This is a genomic window from Bifidobacterium sp. W8110, assembly GCF_016101375.1.
GTDB lineage: Bacteria > Actinomycetota > Actinomycetes > Actinomycetales > Bifidobacteriaceae > Bombiscardovia > Bombiscardovia asteroides.
Genome location: NZ_JACFQO010000001.1, coordinates 323959 through 345435 on the forward strand (window position 1 = coordinate 323959; position 21477 = coordinate 345435).

Consider the following 21477-nt stretch of genomic DNA (forward strand, 5'->3'; position numbering starts at 1 on the left):
CATGTCCACCAACACAGTCTCCGCAGCTGTTTCCTCACCCGCCGGTGAGGAGCTTCCCTGGAACAAGAAGCCAGTCTCTCCGGCCAAGATTGTAGGCACAGTCATCGGGTATCTGGCCATGATCGTCGTCTCCGCCTTCGTGCTCCTGCCCTTCTTCTGGATGTTCCTCTCCTCCCTCAAACCCAACAATGAGGTCTACGCCATCCCCATCAAGTGGTTCCCATCGGTCTGGCACTGGGAGAACTATATTGCCATCTGGACCAAGTCCGATATGACGACCTGGTTGCTCAACACCATCTTCTTCGCTGTGATCGTGACCCTCCTGCAGGTCTTTACCGGATCCTTCGCAGCCTATGGCTTCTCGAAGATCCCCTTCAGGGGGCGCACCACCCTCTTCCTGATTTATATCGCCACCATGGCCGTGCCCTGGCAGGCCTACATGATTCCGCAGTTCAAGCTGGTCTCCGCCGTCGGTCTCTCCGATACGCGATGGTCCATCATCCTTCTGCAAGCCTTTGGAGCCTTTGGCGTCTTTATGATGAAACAGTTCTATGACACCATACCTGAGGATTTGTCTGAGGCGGGCCGATTGGATGGGCTCAGTGAGTTCGGCATCTACTGGCGCATCATGCTTCCCCTGTCGGGACCGTCACTTGCAGCCTTGGCAATCATTACCTTCACTAATACGTGGAACGACTACATGGGTCCGTTGATCTACTTGCGTTCCCAGAAGCTCTACACGATCCAGTTGGGCCTCAAGCTCTTCATTTCCCAGTACAATGCTGATTTTGCCATGATCATGACCGGCTCGGTTCTTTCGGTCCTGCCCATCCTGATCGTCTTCCTCATCGGTCAGAAGCAATTCATCGCCGGCATTGCGACATCCGGTATGAAAGGCTGAGTTTTGGCTGGAAGTGATGGCGACCAGGGGCGTCCCACCAAGGGCTACGCCATGCGGGCCCTCTTGGGGATCACCAACTCCATTGCTGTGGTGCTGGGTGCTGGGTGTTGCTCCCTGCTGGGGATGCTGCCCTTGGCTGCTGTATTGATCTTTCTGAGAGATCCGCAGTACTTCCCGACCTATCTGCTGGCAGCCGTGCTGTCCGCACCTGGTCTGGCGGCACTCTTTGCCATATATCGCGATCATCCAGGCCTGTCGTCGGCCTCTGCCCGGGCCAGGCGGCAGGCCATGGATTCCATGACGGAGCGTGGGGGGTCCCTGCCGGGTTGGATAGCGAAACCCTATGTGGATTCAGGGACGGTCTATGGATTCTTCCGTGCATACTGGCGGGCCTACAAGGTTCTGGCCCTAAGGTCATGGGCGACCTGGCTGCCTCTGGGGCTCATTGCCTTCGCGCTGATTTATGATCTGCAGATCATGTCACAGCTCCCGTGGGGCCAGATTATGTTCTTCCCAATCCTGGTATGCCTGCTTCTCCTGGTGCAGACCGCCTTGGTCTCTCTGGTGCTATTGGTGGAATATCCTCGGGCGCGCATCCGCAAAGTCTTGGTCAATGGCCTCCTCCTGTCGGTGCGCCGCTGGTACATGTTGGTTCTGTCGCTGGCGGTCCTGGCCGGATATGTCTGGGGGCTGATGCGCTCGCCCATCCTGGTGGCCCTTCTGGCCACTGGTCTGATCTGGTATCTGGTCTGGGCAGCTGTGCGGTGGCAGGCTGATCCCTTCTTCCGCCAGATGGCCCGTGAGAGCGAGGATCCAGGCGTCCAGGTCATGTATGGACTGCCGGATGCTGGACCCAAGGGCTCTTCCTTCACTGCGATTCAGGACTACCGGCAATAGCGGTTCAAGAAGAAAAGTTGTATTTAAGGACAGGCTCAAGGAGGATTTGCTGGAATGGGCTGTGAGCCTTTGCAGGTGTTGATCGAGGATCGGGATTGTCCTGTGGACATCGAACCGGGAACCAGGCCCACGGTCAGGTGGAGGCTGGATCCCTTGCCGTCCTGGGCGGATAGGGTCCGTTTGGCCAGGGTGCGAGTCTTCGAACAGCCGAAGGGAAGGATACTTGTAGACACCGGCAACCAACCTGCGGACGAGCTCAATGGCAGCCGTCTGCCTGGACCTGATATGGATCCTTCGCGACGGTATTGGCTGACCGTTCTTCTGCTGGACGCACAGGGCCGTCGGTTGATAGGGTCTGAACCCATCACCTTTGGCACGGGTCCTGGCCTGGCCTGGCACGCTCAAGCCATTTGGTCCGCAGAGGATGAAAGGAACCCCTCAGGTTCTCAGGGCAATGCCAAAGGCTGGGCGCTGATGCGTGGTGTGGTCCGGCTGCCCCCTGGGCCGATACTCTGGGCGAGTCTGTATGCGACCGCTGACAGCACTGTGCCCGCGCGTCAATTTGTCTATCGGCTATGGCTCAACGGGCGATTTCTAGGCTGTGGTCCGGTGTTCCCCCTGGATGGAGAGGATCGCTACAGGGGCTATGAGGTCACCGGCCTCTTGCATCCGGGGGCGGAGAATATTCTGGGCGTGGTGGCCTATGCCATGGAAGGCCGACGCTTCCAGGCACAGTTGGATCTGGGTCGCCCTGATGGCAGGGTGGAGCACTATGGCACGGATGCCGAATGGAAGGCTATCAGCGGCGCTGAGGCCTTTCCTGACAGCGCCTCCATCGGTACAACCTACTATCAGGCTCCGGCCGAGGACATCGATCTGTCCAGATACCCCTGGGGTTTTTCCAACACGGGCTTTGACGACTCTGCCTGGCCCAAGGTACGGATTCGGCATCCATTCTCCAAGTGCCTGGCAGCTCCTGCAGACGGCACCAGACTAACCCGGGTGGAAGTTCATCGGGTTCTGGAGGCCACCCCTGGCCATCTTCTGCTGGACTTCGGCTCCGTGCGGTTGGGCGGCATCGGTCTGCGGGTGGATCTGTCGCAACATTTGGACTTGACCGTCCGCTACGGGGAGGTTCTGGACGGCCAGGGAGGCGTTCGTTACCGTCTTGCCACCTCCAACGTCTATCAGGATCACTGGCGGCTGCAGGTTGGCAGCAACCGGGCCCAGACCTGGGGGATTCGGGTCTTTCGATATCTGGAGCTGATATGGCCTGCGGGATCCGACCCTGATGGGCTGTTGGCGAGCCTGACTGAAGGAAGCCTGTGGGCGGAGTGCCTTGAGGCTCCCGTATATGACGAGCATGCCAGTTTTCATTGCGACAGGCCTCTGCTCGATGAGGTCTGGCAGCTGGGGCGTAACACCATCAGGGGACTCAACGCTGACATCTACGTCGATTCCTGGACCAGGGAGCGGGCTCCCTATGAGGCTGATGCCTGGATCCAGCAGCGGGCTCATATGGTGCTGGATGATGCGCCCGCCCTGGGCCGTTACAGCCTGGACTATCTGATCGCCAACAGAACCTGGCCCACCGAGTGGCCCCTCTACAGCATTTTGGCCGTGCATGATGCCTGGATGCACACAGGGGATCTGACACAGGCGGCGGCCCAGTACGAACGACTGATGGGACTGCTGCCGGACAAGTACCTGGACCAGGACAGCGGGCTGATCGTCAAGGACCCTGGCACTTCCAGCCGGATGGATGGAGACCTGGTCGACTGGCCGCCCGTTGAACGCGATGGATATGTCTTCGGTCGTGTCAACACGGTCATCAACGCACTGGCCAGTGCCGCCTATAAAGCCATGGCTCGTCTGTCGCGGGCTTTGGGCCATCGTAGCCGAGCCGCCCGTCTGGCAGAGGTGTCCCGAAAAATGCAGGAGGCGCTGGATGAGCGTCTCTACGATCCAGCGGTCGGCGCCTACCGGGATGGTCTGCTAGACGGTCCCGACGGCCCGGCCATCGATCACTGTGCCATGCATGCTTCGGCCTTTGTTTTGGCTTTTGCGCCCCCTTCGGATCCCGCTCGTCTGGAGACGGTCGGTGCCTATCTGCGTCGTAGGGGGATGGCCTGCAGCGCCTACGCAGCCGCCGTGCTTTTGGATGGACTTTATCGATCAGGCCTAGGGGCTGATGCTCTGGCCCTGCTCTCGGCAGGGGAGGGCATGCGCACCTGGAAGCATATGCTGGACCAGGGTGCCGGAGGCACCATGGAGGCCTGGGACCCATCGATCAAATCCAACACCACCTATTCGCACCCCTGGGGGGCCTCGCCTGTCTGGCTGATTTCCAGCGGGCTGATGGGGTTGCGGCCTTTGAAGCCCGGGTACCGTGAATTTGTAGCCGCTCCTCAGCCTGGAGGTTTGGGCCGGGCCGAGCTGACCATGCCCGTGCCCACGGGGGACATCCATATGTCATATAGGTTCAAGGGGAGTGCGGATGCCAGGCCCGGGTATGTTCTCCTGCCGGACATCGATCTGGAATTGACGGTGCCCCAAGGCTGCCGGGGTCGCTTGGTTCTTCCTCCCCTGCTCGGCCTCGGACCAGGGGGTCAGGTCGAGGCCTTACTGGACGGGTCGCCGATCATGCTGAAGGCCTTGGATGCCGAGAGCCGGGTGGCCGGCGTTCGTTGCAGAGCAGGATCCCTGGTTACGGATGCGCTGCCCTGTGGCAATCACCATCTGATGGTGCCGCATCTATAGACTTGACGGTCCTTGTTGATCTGTGTACTATTAGCGCTTGCATACCAAAGACCGTTGGTCGGGACCCTTGGGTCTCCTAAGTTCGGTTGATCGAGCCAGCACAGGTTGAGTTTCAAATCGGTCCTCGTGACCTGTTTTTGCTCTGCCTGTCGGCAGGGCTTTCTTTTTGCCTGTCATGCTCGGTGGTCCGGCTCCCTCCAGAGGTCTGTCTAGGAAGGAACGCCATGAAAAGGCCCGAAAAGGAAGAGGCTGTCGCCAGGCTGACGGACAAGTTCCGTGACGCCGATGCCATCATCCTCACCGAGTACCGCGGGCTCAGTGTTCCGCAGGTCGCCGATCTGCGAAACAAGCTAGGCCGCGATACTTCCTACAACGTGGCGAAGAACACGTTAGCCCGGATTGCGGCCAAAGAGGCTGGAATCGAGGGTCTCGATGAGATGCTTGCCGGCCCCTGCGCCATCACCTTCGTCAAGGGTGATTACGTCAATGCCGCCAAGACGCTACGTGATTTCGCCAAGGACAATCCGGCACTGATCGTCAAGGGCGGCTTCATTGATGGAGCTGTCGCTGACGCAGATGCCATGGAGAAAATCGCGGATCTGGAATCCCGCGATGTCCTGCTCTCCCGGATGGCCGGCGCGCTCAAGGGCACCATGTCCAAGGCCGCCAACCTGTTCGTCGCTGTGCCTACCAAGGCCGTGCGCACGTTCGACGCCCTGCGCGAGAAGCAGGAAAAGGCCGCCTGAGTCCACGGCCATTGGCCCGGATCCATACGGCAAATACAAGAAGATGTTCGGTGATCGGTCTACCAGTCAATGCCGGTCGCCACAAATGAAAGGAAGCCATTATGGCCAAGCTCTCCGCTGACGAGCTCATCGACGCGTTCAAGGAAATGACTCTGGTCGAGCTGTCCGACTTCGTCAAGAAGTTCGAGGACGAGTTCGACGTCGAGGCCTCCGCCCCTGTGGCCGTGGCCGCTGCCGCCCCCGGCGCCGCTGCTCCGGCTGAGGAGGAGAAGACCGAGTTCGATGTCGTGCTCTCCGCCATCGGCGACAAGAAGATCCAGGTCATCAAGGCCGTCAAGGCCATCACCAACCTGGGCCTGGCCGATGCCAAGGCTCTGGTTGACGGTGCCCCCAAGACCGTCCTGGAAGGCGCCAAGAAGGAAGATGCCGACAAGGCCAAGGCCCAGCTGGAAGAGGCCGGCGCCACCGTCGAGCTCAAGTAGTCATCGGCTCTTCTGAGCCTTTGCATCTTGAAAAGCCCCGCACTGCCACTGATGGTGCGGGGCTTTTCCTGTAACCCAGCCAACCTGCGCGCAGGGGTGACTATGCTTGCCTGAGCCGATCTGCATAGGTGTAATCGGTATATACAGACAGGTCTGCGCCTGCCGCTGTGATTGCAGCTTCGGCAACTTTGGAGCAGAGGGTTGACCGTTCAATCGTGATGATCGAAGTTGATCGAAACAGTTTGTTCATGATTGTAATCGCTGCTATGCTAAGGCCCTGTCCTATCGACCGTGACGCCGATGCCCAGATATGACAACGAGAGAGTAATCATGACCATCACCTTCACCAACCAGTTCTGGACAGTGACCTCCGGAGACCTGACCGATCGCCGCCGGCCCCTGCAAGCCCCTCCGATGGGGCAGAGGCCCAAGGATGCCAAGCCCATCGTCATCGACCCCTGCCAACGGCATCAGCCCTGGCTCGGGGCTGGAGCCGCCATCACCGATGCCGCGGCTTCGCTGATCTGGGGCAGCCAATCCGCCCAGCAAAGGCATGCCCTGCTGGATGACATGTTCAATCCTGATAAGGGCGGCTTTTCGGTCATCCGCATCCCGCTGGGCTCCTGCGAGCCGTCTTCCCAGCCCTACTACACCTACGACGACATTCCCTATGGTGAGCATGACAAGGATCTGACCAGGTTCTCCCTGGGCGAGGGCGAGCCGGGCGCTCCGGACGCCACCAAGGACTACAAGTACATCATCCCCGTTGTCCAGGAGATTCTGTCCATCAATCCTGCGGTAAAGATCATCGCCTCGCCTTGGAGCGCCCCGGCTTGGATGAAGAACACCGGCCACCTGTGCATGGGCGGCCACCTGCGTTTCGATGAGTGGACCGGCAACGGCTATGATCCGCTTGAGGATTCCATAGAGGGCGTCTATGCCCGGTACTTCGCCCGCTACATCGACGAGATGGAAGCCATAGGCATCCCTATCTGGGCGGTCACCGTGCAGAACGAACCCTCCAACGCCGCCCCTTGGCCGGCCATGACCTGGACCCTGGCCCAGCAGGCCGACTTCGCCCACCGATTCCTGCGTCCTGCGCTGGACCGTCGGCACCCCCAGGTGCGCATCTTCATCAACGACGACTCGGCACATTGCCTGACCGGACCGGTCGATAAGGATGTCACCGCCGAGCAGGCCCGTTCCATCAGCGGCTTGACCCTGCACACCTATGACAACGACTATCCGCAACTGGACTATGCCAACCGGGTCTATCCGCAGTGGATCTATGGCATGACCGAACGTCGCTGCATGTTGGACCAGACCCCCGAGGATGCCGCTCACATCATGTCCGGGGTCATCGGCAACTGGCTGGTCCGCCATGGCTCTTCCTTTATCACCCTGTGGAACATGGCCCTGGACGAGCGTGGGCTGCCCAACCAGATCGGTGCCGACGGCAGACGCGGTGTGGTCACCATCGATCATGGCAGCGGCAAGGTTCGCAGAAACCTGGAGTATTTCATGCTCCGCAGCTTCGGCCAGGACGTGGAACCCGGCTCGGTAGTGATTGACTCCAGCAACTACACTCCGGACGGCTGGAGCGGCTCTTTGGGCTCCGTGGCCTTCCTGGCACCGGACGGATCCATCGCCGCCCATATCTACAACCCCACGGGCGAGCCTATCAAGGCGGCTGTCACCATCAACGGCTGGGGGGACCGCTGGCAGAATGTGACCGTGCCAGCCTGGGGGACCGTGACCATGCACGCGACGACGGGCGAGCGGATCAATGATTCGGCCGTACCCGAGGATGAGGACTTTGCTTTGCAACTGCCTGCGTACACCGTGGATGACAAGGCTCCCGGACAGGACTAAGGACCGGAATGGCGATGCCGGGAAAGAGCCCGGCGGAAGGAGACATACGAACATGAAGGAGATTTGGACCGCAACGGCAGGGGACCTGTCCCAGCGGCGAGAACCTATAGCGACCCCGGAGACGACAACTGGGCCCGGCGCGGCCGTCCCCATCGTCATTGATCCAACCAGACGCTATCAGTACTGGGAGGGGGCCGGCGCTGCTCTGACGGACTCCAGTGCCTACCTGTTCATGACGGCCATGGATGCTGACCAACGTCATCGGATTCTGACTGAGCTCTTCGATCCGGCTCAGGCGGGCCTATCCACCTTGAGGATCTCCATCGGGTCATGCGATTTCTCCAGCCAGCGTTACTACTCCTATGATGAACTGCCCGAGGGCGTGATGTCGGATTCGGATATGACCTACTTCTCCATTGGGCAGGGGAAGCCGGGCTCGCCCGAGGCCACCAAGGACATGAAGTACGTGGTCCCCGTCCTTCAGGAGATCATGGCCATCAACCCGGGCGTACGGATTATGGCTTCGCCCTGGAGCGCGCCTGCCTGGATGAAGGACAGCGGTCAGCTGGAGGGTGCTGGGCGTCTACGGTTGGGGCAATACTGTGGCAACGGCTACCGCCCGCGGGATACGGTAGACGCTGCCTATGCCCGCTATTTCATCCGGTTTATCCAGGCCTACCAGGAGCTTGGCATTCCCATTGCGTCCGTCACCATGCAGAACGAGCCCTCCAACAATCCTTCCTGGCCTATGACGACCTGGACCCCCGAAGAGCTGGTGCGCTGGGGGGTGGACTACCTGCGTCCGGCACTCGATCGCAGCTTCCCTGAGGTGGAGATCTTCTTCGGCGATGACGGCCTGAGATTCTTCAGCCGTCCGGTCAGCGTCTATATGACCCCTGCCGAGGCCCAGAGCTTCGCCGGGACGGCCATGCATACATATTCCGGCCTGCCCAAATGGGTCGTGAACGCCACCAGGCAGTTCCCCGGATGGCGTTCGGTCATGAGTGAGCGGCGCTGCATGCTGGACGAGCAGGTGGACGAGGCCAGCCATGTCATGTTCGGGGAGATAGGCATCGGACTTGTCCGTCAGGGCGTGGGCATGATCGACCTGTGGAATCTGGCCCTGGATGAGCGGGGTCTGCCCAGCTGGGCGCGAACCATGGGTCGGCGCGGGGTCATCACCATCGATTCCCAAACTGGCGGAGTCAAGCGCAACCTGGAATATTTCATGCTCCGTAATTTCGGACAGGATGTGCCGGTCGGCGCTCGCAGGGTGGCCTCCACCAGCCATACCGGTGACGGTCGGACCGGCGGTCTGGGATCGGTCGCCTTCATCCGCGACGACGGCGAGCTCAGCGTTATCCTCTATAATCCGACCGAAGAACCCATCCGTGCGGCCCTGACCGTCAATGGCTGGGGCGCAAGCTGGCGACCGGTAAGCGTACCTGCTTTCGGGACGGTCTCCTGCCATATGTCAGGCTCCGATCGCCTCAACTGCAGCACGGTGCCCGAGGATGACCAATTCGTCGTCCATATGACTCCGCACCCAGCTGACGACCATTACGAGGGGGAGGACGACCAGGCCTGATCCGATGACGGCGGCCGCTGATTGACTCTGATGGTTTTCAGGAGCAAGGGCGGCCGCCGTTTTATGTCGTTCACTTCGATGCCAAAGCCCTGCCTGCAGGGAGGGCCCACTGCGCCGGCATGTCTGTGGGTCTTTCATGTGTCCTTTATCAGTTAATTCGGCACGCAATCAATCCTATCTCTGGGTTTCATGACAGAATAGGCGGTAGTACCGAGTGAAGGCGGCTGCAGATTTGGGAGGTCGAAAACGTGAGTGACGATCGGCGACCGGGGCAGGTGTGGATAATCAAGTTCAATGGGGCGGAAGAGACCCGGCTCAAGCCTGGCGAGACCGTAGAGATCGGTCGTAAGCCTCTGCGTCCGCTGCCCGATGACGGTCGGCGTCGTCTGGAGGTGCCCGATCAGACTAAATCCATGTCCAAAAGGCATGCCATTTTCGCCGTCGATCAGGACGGTCTGGCCACCCTGCGCGACATGGGTTCCACCAACGGGTCTTATCTGATCCAGTCCGACGGATCGCTGGTCAGGCTGCCTGTGGATGCCGACTTCCCGCTGTCCAGCAGCTCAGCTCGTTTCCAATTCGGTGATGTTCCCGTCGACTTCGTGCGCATCAGCAATCCCGAAGAGGATAAGACCGATCCTTCGACCCGGGTGCCTGACCTCTTCTCATACTCCACACAGCCCCGGGGCATGGTGGAGCCTGATGCAGCTGAAATGTCGGTCGACGACATTCTGGATATGCGTGCCGGCGAGCCTACTGGCATCTTCAAGGCCGATGGGGTCCGCAACCGGGTCACTGCCCTTCACGATATGGCCCTGGGTGCTGCCAAGACAGCCGATTCTTCCCAAGAGGCCGACAGTGCTTCACGGAATCGTCCCAGGTCTGCCCCAGGCGCTCGCGACTCGCAGGACAATTCGGTGCAGCCTTTCCCCGATGGAGCCGCGTCCTTGGATTCGCGAGGCTCGCAGGCCCGGTATCCTGAAGATTCCGATTCAGCCGAGCATGGCCGGGCTGATAGGGAGCCGACCGATGCCGGCTCAGCGGATGGTCAGGAATCGGACCGCCGCAGGATCTATGCCGACCAGTCGGATGACAAGGCATTCGAAGACCGCCGGGGTGACCGGCGTGGAGGTGCTGACTTCCAGGCCCAGGACGCTCGTGGCGAAGCCCGTCGGCCTCTGCCATGGCAGGAGCACGAATCCGAGCAGGGTCTGCCGCTGGTCGGCACCCAGGAGGAGGAGAGCCAGCCTGTCGACCGTGACCTTTTCGCAGATGCCCGCCGTTCCCGTTCCGCTGAATCCGCTTCTGGTCAGGACCGTTACGACCAGGATGCCCGTGATGCTCATGACGAACGTGGACATCGTGATGATCGTGCGGCTTCCGGCCACAGTGGCTATGCAAATGGCCAGACTCAGCAAGGTCGGAGGGACGAAGCGAATACGGCCCAGGAGTTCACCCCGCTGGGAGCTGTAGAGCTGGCCCGCCTGTCCAAGAAGGAATCGGATCAGGTCCGGCGTCCCAAGTCAGTGGATAATTCGGATGACGACCAGCGTTATCAGCCCGCCTTTGAGCCCGGATCCGTCTTCGAGCGGGTTTCCAAGGGTGACTATGACCGTGGCCAGGAGGCCATCGTGGTGGACGGGATGAGTTCCGATGATGCCAAACGCACCGGGGACTTCGCCCTTCAGTTCGCCATGGCCAAGCATCGGCAGCTGCTGCCTTTCCTGGCGATGAACCCGGCCCTCTATGATGATTTGTACGCCTGGTTGGAGGCTCAGGGCGACCAGGACATCGACGCGGCCCTGCGCAACAATGACGGGTATCACGAATATCTGAACGCCGTGCGGAAGTGAGTGGACGGATGAGCGAGACGGTAATGAGCACCGGGGGATCGGAAGAGGACAAACGGGCTGAAGATGCACAGGCATCAACGGCTGGCTCCTCCTCCGACCGTGCGGCTGAAGAGGTCAAGGCCCCGTTGACTCCCCTGGAGCGAATTCGGGGATGGCGCCAGGATTACCAGAACCAGGTGGGCTTGACCCCCTTGGAGAATGTGTCGCAACTGGCGGCTCAGATGGACCTGACGCATGCGCATCCTTCAGGCATTGCCCAGCTCTTCGCCAGCGGCCAGGTCCATCTGGATGCGCTCTTCCGGGACCGTGGCATGCTGCGCGCGGCCCACCGGCGCATGGAGCGGGTTCTGGACGATCAGGCCGCCAAGGAGCATGCCAGCGGTTTCGCCCAGCTCTCCATGGTGGTGGGGGTGGCTGCCTGGCAGGGGCGTGACATGCCTGTACTGCTCTATCCCGTGCGTATCGACGAGAGCACGCAGGGAGCATCCAGAGCCTCCATCAGGTTCACTGGCAAGGTGGATCTTAATCCTGCGTTGATTTCGACCATGCGCGAGCGGGGCATCACCCTGGATCCGGACCGCCTGTTTTCCGCCTCCCACTACCAGGGCGGCACCCCCGAAACTTCTTCGCTGTTCAAGGACATGACGGCCCTGATCACGCCGCATATCAGCGACTTCACTATCGAACGAAAAATCGTTCTGGGATGCTTCATCGAGCCATCGGCCCAGCTGCTGGGTGAAAGCCTTCGGATCCTGGATCGGATGACAGCCGGGTCCACCGGCAACGACCTGCTGGATGTCTTGACTGGCGACCAGGCAGCCTCCGAGCGGCTCAAGGGCGGGCCTGTGCCCGACTACAGCCCCTTCGATGCTGACCCTCACAGCGAGTTTGAGGCCGGGGATGTGGACAACCGGGTCCGTTATGCCGCCCAGCTGGTGGCGACCGGGCACAGCGTGCTTGTGGATGAGCAGACCGGCCGTCACAGCGCCGACGATGCCTTGGCCATTGCTTCGCGCTGCGTCACTGCTGGAAGAACCGTGCTCTATGTGCCCTGCGTAGTGGAGGAGAAGCGGCGCTTCCAGCATCGTCTGGATGCTGCCGGGATGGCTGACATGGCCCTTGACCTGACTGACGATCAGCTGGGTCGGGTCCTGGATCAGCGGCTGATTGATGCGGTGGGGTTCAAACCCGGCAAGGCCAGTGAGCACTTCGACCAGGTGGCAGACGAGCTTGTGGGTGTCCGTTCCCGGCTGACCCGCTACCTGGGCGATTTGCATGGGGTGGACTCCAGCTGGGGGGTTTCGGCCTATCAGACCATTCAGAATCTGGCCAACATTGCCAATATGCCCACGCATCCCGCCACCCGCGTCCGTCTGGGCGCGGCCACGGCCCACAACCTGCAGCCCGAGCTGGATGCCTGGGCGGACAAGCTGGAGAGGGCCGCCGAGCTGGGCGAATTCGTCATCGGCCCCAAGGACACCCCTTGGTACGGCGCAACCCTGGTCAGCGAGAACGAGGCTGTGGATGCATACTCCCGCGTGGTTCGTCTTCTGCAAAGGCTTCTGCCAGATACCCGAGAGCAGGTCAAATCCACTGTAGAGACCTGCGGATTTCCCGTGCCGGCCACCGTCAAGGATTGGGGGCGGCAGGTGGTGGTCCTTAAGAATCTGCGCCGGGTCCTGGATGTCTTCCAGCCTTCCATCTTCGAACGCGACATCCCCGCCATGATTGAGGCCACCAAGTCCAAGGCCGATCGCAAGGCCAATGGCACCAATCTGGGATTCTGGGAACGTCGACGTCTGGTCAAGGAGGCCAAGAGCCTGCTCAGACCCGGTGCCCAGGTCGAGGATTTGCATGAGTCGCTGGTGGTGGTCTCCAAGCAGGCCGAGCAATGGCGGACCTTCGTCCCCCATGGCGGCTGGCCGGTCCTTCCGCCCAAGCTGGACGTCATCATTGACACTCAGGAATCCCTGATTCGTGACATGACAGCTCTGGACACCGTGCTGGACTCGACTCCGGCTGGCGGTGATTTGGAGACCATGGACTTCAACAAGGTGGAGGAGCGGCTCAAGGCCCTCTTTGACGACCATACAGCCCTGGATACCCTGCCTGAGCGATGCGCCCTGGAGGGCGAATTCCGCAAGGCGGGGCTGCAGGACCTGGTTCAGGACCTGCGCAACCGCCAGGTTGAAGGCAAGGCTGTACGGGCCGAACTGCAGCTGGCCTGGTGGACCACGGTCTTCGACGACATCATGCGCTCCTCGCAGATCATCTCCAATCAGGACGGTTCCGCCCTGTCCAATGCAGCCGACCGCTTCAGCCAGGTGGATGCCCAGCATGTGGCCAGCGTAGGGCCCATGGTTGCCCAGGAGAGCGAAAAGCGCCTGTCCGAGCTGCTCTTCTCACGCACCCAGGAGGCCAATCAGCTGCATACCATGCTGGCCGGCAGCCCCGGCGCCTCCCTTACGGTCTTCCAACAGGCTCACCCTGGCATACTGTCAGCGGCCAAGCCCATCATTATCGCGACTCCGGCCACGCTGGCGACCAGGACCAATCCGACACAGCTGGCCGATACGGTCATCATTGATGCCGGGGCCCATATGCCTTCCATCCAGGTGCTTACCGTGCTGGCTCGGGCCCGGCAGGTGGCGGTCATAGCCCACCGGCCCACCATTACCTCGGATGGCCTCTTGCAGCTGGTTGACCATCTGGTACCGGTCACCGTCAAGGCTCGTCCCTCGCGTCGTTCCATTCGGCTGGACGCCTTCCTGAAAGACCATGGCTACGGGGATCTGTCGGCACCTGTGCCCGACTGCCGGCAGCCTGGAAGAGTGACCCTGACCAGGGTGGAGGGCGCTGGCGTCCCAGTCATGGCCACCGGCCTGGTCGAGTCCAGCCAACAGGAGGTTGCTGCCGTTGTCGACATGCTTAAACGCAAGGCTGGCTCCTTCTCCCTGGTGCCGAACAGCTATCTGCTGACTGTGGTCACCTTGTCGGCTACCCACCGCTCCCGGTTGGGCGCAGAACTCAAGTCGGCGGCAGCCAAGGACAGGGTCTTCGCCAAGTTCCTGCGGCATGTACGCATCGTCGGCATTGACGAGGTCTGCGGTGCTCGGGCCACGGACGTGATCCTGACTCTGGGCTTTGCCAAGACCACCCATGGCCGTCTCTTACAGCAATTCGGCGATTTGGAGGGCGAAGGGGGCAAGGGCATGCTGTTGGATGCTCTGGTCCTGCCTGATCGGAATCTGGACATCGTCGCGGCGTTCTCCGCTGATGATCTGGAGGACGACCGCATTCACCAGCCCGGACCGCGTCTGCTCAAGGAGCTGTTGACCTGGGTTGAGCATCCCGACGCGGAACCGGCCCGGCCTGGGCAGGCCGGGCAGTCCACTAATGTGCTCTTCCGGGATCTGGCCCAGCGGCTGCGGACCCGGGGGCTGGATGTAGCTCTGGATTACGGGTACGACCAGGCGCCCCGAATTCCGCTGGTGGTGGGGCTCAAGAACAAGCCCTATGCTTTGGCCGTGCTGACAGATGACGCCGAGTTCATGCACACTCAGTCCACTCGGGAACGTCACCGGTTCACCACCGAGGACCTGCAGTATCTTGGTTGGTCGGTCATGACCGTCTGGAGTGTTTCGGCCTTTGTCAACCCCGACAAGGAAGCCGACAGGATCGTCGCCATCCTTGCCGATATCTACCAACAGGCGCGTTGATGGCGGATAATCAGCTAGATCGGGGAAACCAGGCTGGTGAGTCTGCAGCTCCGCATCGGCGTCGCCATCGTCGGGTTGTTCGTCCAGGCACAGAACGGTTCGATGTTGATGGCACCGAGGAGGATCCCCAGGACCGTGTCTGTGCGCAGGATCGTCTTGATGGGGATGATCGGCGGATCCTGGGCGAGTTGCCGCCTCACTGGGGGCTCTTCCCCAATGAGCGCGGCGATTGACGGCCGGTCCTAGTCCTGGCTCTTGGGCAGTTCGGTTCCAGCCTTTTGACTGTCTGCGCTCGTTGACTGGTGAATGTCGTCGGCGATCTGACGGAGCAGCTGAAGGGTCTGGTCCTGGGGGCTGGGTGCGTTGGGCTGATCCTTGATCCCCGAGGCTGCCCGGCTCAGCTGCCGCAGTTTGTTGATGGGCATGATGATGCAGAAGTAGACGGCGATCGCGATCAAGAGGAAGTTGAGCAGGGCCGTCAGAATGGCGCCGAAGGAGATGGTGGCGTTCCGGTAGTTGATGGTCAGGAGCCCTGACAGGTCCGGTTTGCCGAAGATCATGGCGATCAGGGGGCTGATCAGATTGTTGACGATGGCGTTGACCACGCTGGTCACCGCCGAACCCATAACCACACCTACGGCCATATCCACCATGGAACCGCGGGAGATGAACTGCTTGAACTCGCCCAGGACGCCCTTGTTGCTGATTTGCGAGATTTTGTGGACTGCTTCGGCGGTATCCTTGGCCGCCACCTGATTGATTGAGGCCATTGTCCATCCTTCCGTAGCTGATGTGAGGCATAGAGAGCCCATGCCTGCTTCTTACTCCATTATCGCGGGCCCAGGATGGTTTCGGTTTTCCGACATGATTGGAGGGTGTCGGTACAGAGACTCTGTCTGGGCGGATCGCAATGACGGGTGTAGATGGATCCAGCGATAACAAAAGCAGAGCCTGACTGGCATCCAGGGCGAAGACGGCCTGGGACGATTGTCGGACTTGGTCACCCTCCCGACCTTCCAGGCCGGATCGATCTTTGGCGATGGTCTGTGCCGACTGTAGAGCCAGTGCCTGCTCGGCTATCATGCAGCGCCCGCCGCCTGAGGCCGGCCCAGAGGCCGGTGGCAGGGAACCCGTCTGGGCAGGATGCGGACCGGCACCAGCTGGGCAGTCTCCGGAAGCAAGCAGGCTCGCCTGGTCGCCGGCCTGCAGGTCTCCCGGGTCGTCGGCCAGGCGGACGGTCACCGGAGTGGTCCCGGGTGGTTGTGCCGGTCTGCTGCTGATCATGGCCGTTGTCAGCGGTTGCCCTGTATGGATGCTTATCATCAGTCGACGCCCATGTACTTGCCCAAATGAGGAGATCAGGCCAGGCAACCGTTCTCTGCCATGCAGAATCCGAGTTTCAACCATGCCAGGCTCGATGGCTGATCCGCGTGCAATAGGCCGCGCTGCGACCAGTACAGACAGGCGGCCCTGGGCCTGGAGCAGGATCTGTAGGGTGCAGAAGACCGCCAGCCCCAATGCCAGGGCGGCCCCTGTGCGCCGCAGCCTGAAGAGCCGACGTCGGCGGGTCAGGAATCCCGTGGTGGCTGAGGGCTTGTCCTTATTGCTGAAGATGGAAAAATCGACCATGCCCCCAGCCTGCCAGAATCCTGGCCGACGTATGGGTCCGCATGGTCGATGTGGTCGAATGTGCCTCTCGGTCTACTTGCTGCTTGTGGAGCTTGAAGAGGAGGAAGATGAGGCTCCGTCGGTCCGGTAGAAACCATGGCCCTTGAACTCGATGGGCACTGCGGAGAAGACCTTGCGGACCTGTTGCTGCCCGCACTTGGGGCAGATGGTGATGGGTTCGTCGCTGAAGGACTGCTCCTTGGTAAAGTCGTATCCACAGTTCTTGCAACGATAATGATAGGTGGGCACCGTTCTTTCCCTCCGCTGATGGTCGGTTCGCGCGACGATTGGTTCAACACCCAATATCCTAGTGGTGGCTTCGACCAGAAGAATCGGCACCGGGCCCCTCGTCAGTCTTGTTCATCACCATTATGGTCCGCTCCGGGCATTCGTGACAGACCTGTGGCTGTGGGCGTGAAACCTTCGGGTGTCAGGACCGCATCCACAGGAAGATCATGGTCCAGATGGGGCAGAGGGTCTTCCACGAATTCGCCGGGCCAGCAGATGCCCACCACTGGAGTCTGTTCTGCACGCAGGGCAAGGGCCCGGTCATACCAGCCGCCGCCCCTACCCAGACGAATGCCGTCATGGTCGATGGCCAGCGCCGGCACCATGATCAGATCAGCCTGATTCAAGGCCTGCGCCGGCAAGGCCGGCATATCGGGTTCGTCAGGCCGCCAGCCGGGAATCCGCCTCATGCCTTGCAGATCCTGCTCTGATCGTAGGCGCCCCCAACCGACCTGGGTGCCCGTACCCAGCATGGGAATGAGCACCTGGCAGCCCCGGCCCAGCAGGAGATCCAGGCTGGAATCCATGGCTATCTCCCCCCGAATGGAGGCAAAGGCAGCCACGGTCAGGGTCTGTTCGCTTCGGAAGCGTTCGACCTTGGCAAGTACCTGGTCGGCCAGCAGATCAGCCAGCTTGCGGCCCGCATCCTGGCATTGAGCCCGGTCGATACGCCGTCGGGCCTCAAGCAGTAGGCCGCGCCGATTCTGCTTATCCATATCGATGCGATCCTGCTCGTTCATGTCCTCAGTTCTACCAGCAGGGGCTCTCCTTGGTGGACGCATGTCTGCCTCGGCTGCCGTTCGGTGAGAATATGGAGTCATGTCGGTTCTGCATACCTTCCGCCAGGTCTGGCAGGGTTCCCGAGCCCGTTCGGACCATGCTCTGAATCTGCCTGATCGTCTGACTCCGCCCCCAGGCCATGGGGACTTTCTACTGAGGCCCATTCGTGAGGGTGACCAGGCAGCCTGGAACGCGGTCCGATGGAGGAATCGTGATTGGCTGGCTCCATGGGAATCAGGGGATCCCCGCCACGGGCCTGGCATGACATATGCCCAGTGGATGCAGGAGTTGGAGCGTTCCCGGCAGGACGGCACTTCAGCGGTCTTCCTGATGGAGTTTCATCAGAGCATCGTGGGGCAGATTTCCCTGGGCGCCATCCGCTACGGGTCCATGTGCACGGCGGTAGCGGGTTACTGGGTGGACCAGGATTGGATCGGCCACGGATTTGCGCCCCTGGCCCTGGCCATGTTGGCGAATTGGGCCTTCAGGGACAGGAGGGGGCCTCATCTGCACCGTCTGGAGGTGGCGATTCTGCCTGAAAACCAGCGTTCCCTGCGTGTCGTCCAAAAGCTGGGCATGGAGCCGGAAGGGCTGCGCCATAGCTACATGTACGTAAACGGACGGTGGCGGGACCATCTGACCTTTGCTTGGATCAGCGACCAATTCGATCCCAATCTGCTGGCTCGTCTATGAACCCCTGGGTGGATATGGTCGACACGCTGGGTTTGACTTGCCGCTTGGGGCATACCGTCAACTAACGTAGTACTTATGGCTTATGGATCACTCAGCAGCATCGTGGTTTTGGTGATTGCGGTGATTCTGGTGCTGGGTTGGCTGCCGTTTCGCACCATCAAGGGCATGAAGCGGGCCTCGGAGCATCGCCAGGACAGGCTTTCCACCTCCCTGCACATGGTGGGTCGGGAAGACGGGATGAGGTTCTGCGACAGGCAGTCGAGGACGGTGAAAGGGTTGGTCATGCAGCAAGGGCAGCAGGATGGCAACCGGCGGAGTCAGGCCCAGCGCATCAAGCAGATCAGACAGTTGCGTCGCGCGGCCATACGCCGTCGTCGCATTCTGGTCCTTGTCCTCTTGGTCGTCACCCTGCTGGTGGCTGGGCTCTCTTTCGCTTTGGATTATAGCCCATGGTTCACTCTGATTCCTCTGGCCCTGGTGATAGTGGTGCTTGCTGCCGGCGCACATGCTTCAGCCCAGGCTCGGGCCTGGGAGCGCAATTTGGCCCAGCGGCGTGCCCGGCAACGTCGTCAGCAGGCGGCCAGTCTGACCAGGAGCAAGACCTCCGGCAAGCCTGGGCAGGCCAAGAATGAGGGCCGCACGGAAACGGCCACGGATGTGCTTGACAAGAGTGAGATTCGTCGAACGCTGGCCCAGGCCAAGGCTGATCAGCAGGCAGCCCTCAAGGCCAGGCAGCACAATTCGACCAAGCCTGCAAAGTCGACAGCCAGCAGCAAGGCTAAGGGTCCGGCCGGGTCCGTCAAGCCGCCCGAAAAGACCGCTGCGCAGACCGGGCATACGTCCAGCGGTCCGTCCGACGCCAAGAAGACCTCTGAAAGGACCCCAGCCAAACAAGCAGCCTCTGGGCCGACGGCTTCCAAACCGGCAACCCCCCAATCTTCAAAGGCCCAGAAGACCGCCTCCAAGCCTGCAGCGCCCAAGTCTTCAGTGGACAAGTCCTCGGCTTCCGAGTCTGTAGCTCGGTCGACTTCGCCAGGATCGGTGTCTGTCCAATCCGCCGCCCATTCAGGCAAATCTGGATCGGTCTCTGCCTCTGCCGGCAAAGAGCACCCGTCTTCATCGTCCCCTTCTAAGGCCCAGGACGACGCAACCAATGAGCTCAAGCGCATCAACCCCTCTCCAGCCTTGGACGCCTTCGGCATGGCGGCGGGCCAGGATCTGATCTCCTTCTCCCTGGGATCGGCCCGTGGCGATGAAGCGGACAAGGACGGCAAGAATAACGAAGACGAGGGTCCCCACAGCCTGGAGATCAAATCCACGCGGCAGGTTTCCGTGGCCCGTCCCCCCGAAAAGAAGCAACCGGATCAGAAGCAGGCTCAGAAGAAGGCTGATGGCCGGCCCGACGACTTTCACAAGCGGGAGATGCAGGCTCAGGTCGAGGTGCCCGATCGCAGCGAGGACTCCCTGTCCATCGGCGTGGAGGCCATTTTGGCCCGGCGTCGTCCGGCGGCCAAGTCCTGAGGACAACTCGGCAATTCATCTTTCACCACCAGCGTTAGCACTCAAGTTGGCAGAGTGCTAATTTCGCGCTACTATGACTTGTAGCGCAAAGGAATGCGTGGTGAGTGTTCGTCAGCCTCTCATCGACGTTCCGGCGTGGGTTCATTGGCTGTTCTCACAAGATGTAGGAGGTCCACAGTGTCGATTTCACTCACACCGTTGGAAGACAAGATCGTCATCAAGCAGGCTGAGGCGGAGACCAAGACCGCTTCCGGGCTGGTCATCCCTGATACCGCCAAGGAGAAGCCCCAGCAGGGCGAGGTGCTGGCGGCAGGCCCCGGCCGTCGTGACGACAAGGGCGAGCGCATCCCCATGGATGTCAAGGTGGGCGACAAGGTTCTGTACTCCAAGTACGGCGGCACCGAGGTCAACTACGGCGGCGAGGACTATCTGATTGTGTCCGCGCGCGACGTTCTGGCCATCCTCAAGTAAAGAGGCGGTGATTAGTGGCCCCTGGTCCTGTGGAAGGACCGGGGGCCACTTTCGTCTTGTCAGGACCGTGCAGCGGAACAGATACCGCAGGGACACATGGCGGCCACTAGCATGGTGCCCATGTACTATCGTCATCGCGCCAGTATTGATTCCCTTCCCGGATACCGACAGGGCAGCCCGGCACCAGCCGTTCCCGGTTTGACCAGCTACAAGATCTCCAGCAACGAGAACCCATACCCGCCCCTGCCGGGCGTGCTTCAAACCGTTTCCGAACAGGCCCTGGGCCATCTGAACCGCTATCCGGACATGCGTGGCACCCGTCTGGTGGAGCGGCTGGCCAGGCTTCACGGCGTGGATCCAGCATGCATTCAGCTGGGATGCGGATCCACTGAGGTCATCACCCAGCTGGTTGACCTGGTGGCCGGTCACGGCGACCAGGTGGTCTACCCCTGGCGCAGTTTCGAGGCCTATCCCATCATCATCACCATGGCCGGCGCCACCGGGGTGCCCGTGCCCCTGGATAGGCGGGGGCGGCATGACATCGAGGCCATGATCGCAGCGGTCAACGAGCACACCAGATTGGTCATTGTCAACAACCCCAACAATCCGACCGCGACCAACGTCGACCGCGATCAGGCCGAACGTCTGCTTCAAGCCCTGCCTTCAGAGCTACCGGTGCTCTTTGACGAGGCCTATATACAGTTCAACGACGACCCTGATCGAGCCGACGGATTGTCGTTCATGCGCGAGCATCCCAATGTGATAGTGGCACGGACCTTCTCCAAGGCCTATGGACTTGCTGGTCTGCGAATCGGATACGCTGTGGCTGCCGAACCGATCATTGCCGGCATGAACAAGGTCGCCCTGCCCTTCGGAGTCACCGATGTGGCCCAGAGCGCGGCAATGGCAAGCCTGGACGCACAGGATCGTCTGGCCGAACGGGTCCAGGCACTCAAGCAGGAACGGACCAGAATCCTGGCTGGTTTGAAGGGGCAGGGGTGGAAGATTCCTGAACCTCGGGCCAACTACTACTGGCTTCCTTTGGGACCGGCCGCCGCGCGGGCTGATCGGCGTTTCCGCGACGCAGGCCTGTCGGTCAGAACCTTCCCAGGCGAGGGCATCCGCATCACTGTGGGGGAGCGGGAGGCCAACGACCGGGTCCTGGAAGTTTGCGCTGATCTGCGTCGACAGGGTTTACCGCAGGATTCCATTTCTGACTGAAGGTCGTGCACTGGCGC

At 61.0% G+C, this 21477-nt stretch carries 17 protein-coding genes and 1 pseudogene; 14 read left to right on the forward strand and 4 right to left on the reverse strand.

Going from position 1 to position 21477, the window contains the following annotated elements; translation table 11 throughout:
• Nucleotide 1: 1 nt before the first annotated feature.
• The 10 genes from H3T88_RS01270 (at nt 2) to H3T88_RS01315 (ending at nt 15051) form a co-directional block, all read left to right on the forward strand.
• Complete coding sequence (locus H3T88_RS01270) at nt 2-901, forward strand: carbohydrate ABC transporter permease (RefSeq protein WP_198203285.1); 900 nt, start codon at nt 2-4, stop codon at nt 899-901.
• A gap of 3 nt (nt 902-904) precedes the next feature.
• Nucleotides 905-1798, forward strand: coding sequence for a hypothetical protein (locus tag H3T88_RS01275; protein ID WP_198203286.1), 894 nt, complete (start codon nt 905-907; stop codon nt 1796-1798).
• A 54-nt stretch (nt 1799-1852) separates the two neighbouring features.
• Nucleotides 1853-4558: an alpha-L-rhamnosidase-related protein gene (locus H3T88_RS01280; protein ID WP_198203287.1), complete on the forward strand. Its 2706-nt coding sequence runs from the start codon at nt 1853-1855 to the stop codon at nt 4556-4558.
• 224 nt (nt 4559-4782) lie between these two features.
• Nucleotides 4783-5304, forward strand: a complete 522-nt coding sequence (gene rplJ / locus H3T88_RS01285) for a 50S ribosomal protein L10 (RefSeq protein WP_015022404.1) — start codon at nt 4783-4785, stop codon at nt 5302-5304.
• A 101-nt stretch (nt 5305-5405) separates the two neighbouring features.
• On the forward strand, nt 5406-5786 hold the full coding sequence (rplL, locus tag H3T88_RS01290) for a 50S ribosomal protein L7/L12 (protein ID WP_015022403.1): 381 nt from the start codon (nt 5406-5408) through the stop codon (nt 5784-5786).
• 330 nt (nt 5787-6116) lie between these two features.
• Nucleotides 6117-7658 carry a glycoside hydrolase family 30 protein gene (locus H3T88_RS01295; protein WP_198203288.1) on the forward strand — a complete coding sequence of 514 codons (1542 nt, stop codon included), beginning with the start codon at nt 6117-6119 and terminating at the stop codon, nt 7656-7658.
• A gap of 52 nt (nt 7659-7710) precedes the next feature.
• Nucleotides 7711-9246: a glycoside hydrolase family 30 protein gene (locus H3T88_RS01300; protein WP_198203289.1), complete on the forward strand. Its 1536-nt coding sequence runs from the start codon at nt 7711-7713 to the stop codon at nt 9244-9246.
• Between the two features lie 248 nt (nt 9247-9494).
• Nucleotides 9495-11099: a variant leucine-rich repeat-containing protein gene (locus H3T88_RS01305; protein WP_198203290.1), complete on the forward strand. Its 1605-nt coding sequence runs from the start codon at nt 9495-9497 to the stop codon at nt 11097-11099.
• An 8-nt stretch (nt 11100-11107) separates the two neighbouring features.
• Entirely contained in the window at nt 11108-14818 is a 3711-nt protein-coding gene (locus H3T88_RS01310; protein WP_232347057.1) for a helicase, read from the forward strand.
• The gene (locus tag H3T88_RS01315; protein WP_081580986.1) at nt 14818-15051 is read left to right on the forward strand and encodes a hypothetical protein; all 234 of its coding nucleotides are present in this window, start codon (nt 14818-14820) and stop codon (nt 15049-15051) included. The genes H3T88_RS01310 and H3T88_RS01315 overlap by 1 nt, the downstream gene beginning before the upstream one ends.
• Before the next feature lie 9 nt (nt 15052-15060).
• Here the strand turns inward: H3T88_RS01315 and mscL are convergent, their stop codons facing one another.
• From mscL to H3T88_RS01335, 4 genes and pseudogenes are all read right to left on the reverse strand, one after another.
• Complete coding sequence (gene mscL / locus H3T88_RS01320; protein ID WP_198203291.1) at nt 15061-15588, reverse strand: large conductance mechanosensitive channel protein MscL; 528 nt, start codon at nt 15586-15588, stop codon at nt 15061-15063.
• A gap of 520 nt (nt 15589-16108) precedes the next feature.
• Nucleotides 16109-16447, reverse strand: a pseudogene (locus H3T88_RS08885) (SAF domain-containing protein); the annotation flags it as partial.
• Nucleotides 16448-16519: 72 nt separating this feature from the next.
• A complete protein-coding gene (locus H3T88_RS01330; protein ID WP_015022397.1) occupies nt 16520-16735 on the reverse strand; it encodes an FmdB family zinc ribbon protein in 216 nt (71 codons plus the stop codon).
• Between the two features lie 101 nt (nt 16736-16836).
• Nucleotides 16837-17514: a 5-formyltetrahydrofolate cyclo-ligase gene (locus tag H3T88_RS01335; protein ID WP_198203292.1), complete on the reverse strand. Its 678-nt coding sequence runs from the start codon at nt 17512-17514 to the stop codon at nt 16837-16839.
• A gap of 79 nt (nt 17515-17593) precedes the next feature.
• Between H3T88_RS01335 and H3T88_RS01340 the strand changes: the two genes are divergently transcribed.
• The 4 genes from H3T88_RS01340 to H3T88_RS01355 all read left to right on the forward strand — a co-directional run bounded on the left by H3T88_RS01340 (nt 17594) and on the right by H3T88_RS01355 (nt 21460).
• The gene (locus H3T88_RS01340; protein WP_198203293.1) at nt 17594-18247 is read left to right on the forward strand and encodes a GNAT family N-acetyltransferase; all 654 of its coding nucleotides are present in this window, start codon (nt 17594-17596) and stop codon (nt 18245-18247) included.
• A gap of 75 nt (nt 18248-18322) precedes the next feature.
• A complete protein-coding gene (locus H3T88_RS01345) occupies nt 18323-19768 on the forward strand; it encodes a hypothetical protein (protein ID WP_198203294.1) in 1446 nt (481 codons plus the stop codon).
• Nucleotides 19769-19945: 177 nt separating this feature from the next.
• Nucleotides 19946-20239: a co-chaperone GroES gene (gene groES / locus H3T88_RS01350; protein WP_015022393.1), complete on the forward strand. Its 294-nt coding sequence runs from the start codon at nt 19946-19948 to the stop codon at nt 20237-20239.
• A 120-nt stretch (nt 20240-20359) separates the two neighbouring features.
• Entirely contained in the window at nt 20360-21460 is a 1101-nt protein-coding gene (locus H3T88_RS01355) for a histidinol-phosphate transaminase (RefSeq protein ID WP_198203525.1), read from the forward strand.
• Nucleotides 21461-21477 lie beyond the last annotated feature (17 nt).

Excerpts from the sequence above, each read along its gene's own strand:
- H3T88_RS01270 (WP_198203285.1), top strand. The coding sequence starts at position 2 with ATGTCCACCAACACAGTCTCCGCAGCTGTTTCCTCACCCGCCGGTGAG.
- H3T88_RS01280 (WP_198203287.1), top strand. The coding sequence starts at position 1,853 with ATGGGCTGTGAGCCTTTGCAGGTGTTGATCGAGGATCGGGATTGTCCT.
- rplJ (WP_015022404.1), top strand. The coding sequence starts at position 4,783 with ATGAAAAGGCCCGAAAAGGAAGAGGCTGTCGCCAGGCTGACGGACAAG.
- rplL (WP_015022403.1), top strand. The coding sequence starts at position 5,406 with ATGGCCAAGCTCTCCGCTGACGAGCTCATCGACGCGTTCAAGGAAATG.
- H3T88_RS01295 (WP_198203288.1), top strand. The coding sequence starts at position 6,117 with ATGACCATCACCTTCACCAACCAGTTCTGGACAGTGACCTCCGGAGAC.
- H3T88_RS01300 (WP_198203289.1), top strand. The coding sequence starts at position 7,711 with ATGAAGGAGATTTGGACCGCAACGGCAGGGGACCTGTCCCAGCGGCGA.
- H3T88_RS01310 (WP_232347057.1), top strand. The coding sequence starts at position 11,108 with ATGAGCGAGACGGTAATGAGCACCGGGGGATCGGAAGAGGACAAACGG.
- H3T88_RS01315 (WP_081580986.1), top strand. The coding sequence starts at position 14,818 with ATGGCGGATAATCAGCTAGATCGGGGAAACCAGGCTGGTGAGTCTGCA.
- mscL (WP_198203291.1), bottom strand. The coding sequence starts at position 15,588 with ATGGCCTCAATCAATCAGGTGGCGGCCAAGGATACCGCCGAAGCAGTC.
- H3T88_RS01335 (WP_198203292.1), bottom strand. The coding sequence starts at position 17,514 with ATGAACGAGCAGGATCGCATCGATATGGATAAGCAGAATCGGCGCGGC.
- H3T88_RS01340 (WP_198203293.1), top strand. The coding sequence starts at position 17,594 with ATGTCGGTTCTGCATACCTTCCGCCAGGTCTGGCAGGGTTCCCGAGCC.
- H3T88_RS01345 (WP_198203294.1), top strand. The coding sequence starts at position 18,323 with ATGGCTTATGGATCACTCAGCAGCATCGTGGTTTTGGTGATTGCGGTG.
- H3T88_RS01355 (WP_198203525.1), top strand. The coding sequence starts at position 20,360 with ATGTACTATCGTCATCGCGCCAGTATTGATTCCCTTCCCGGATACCGA.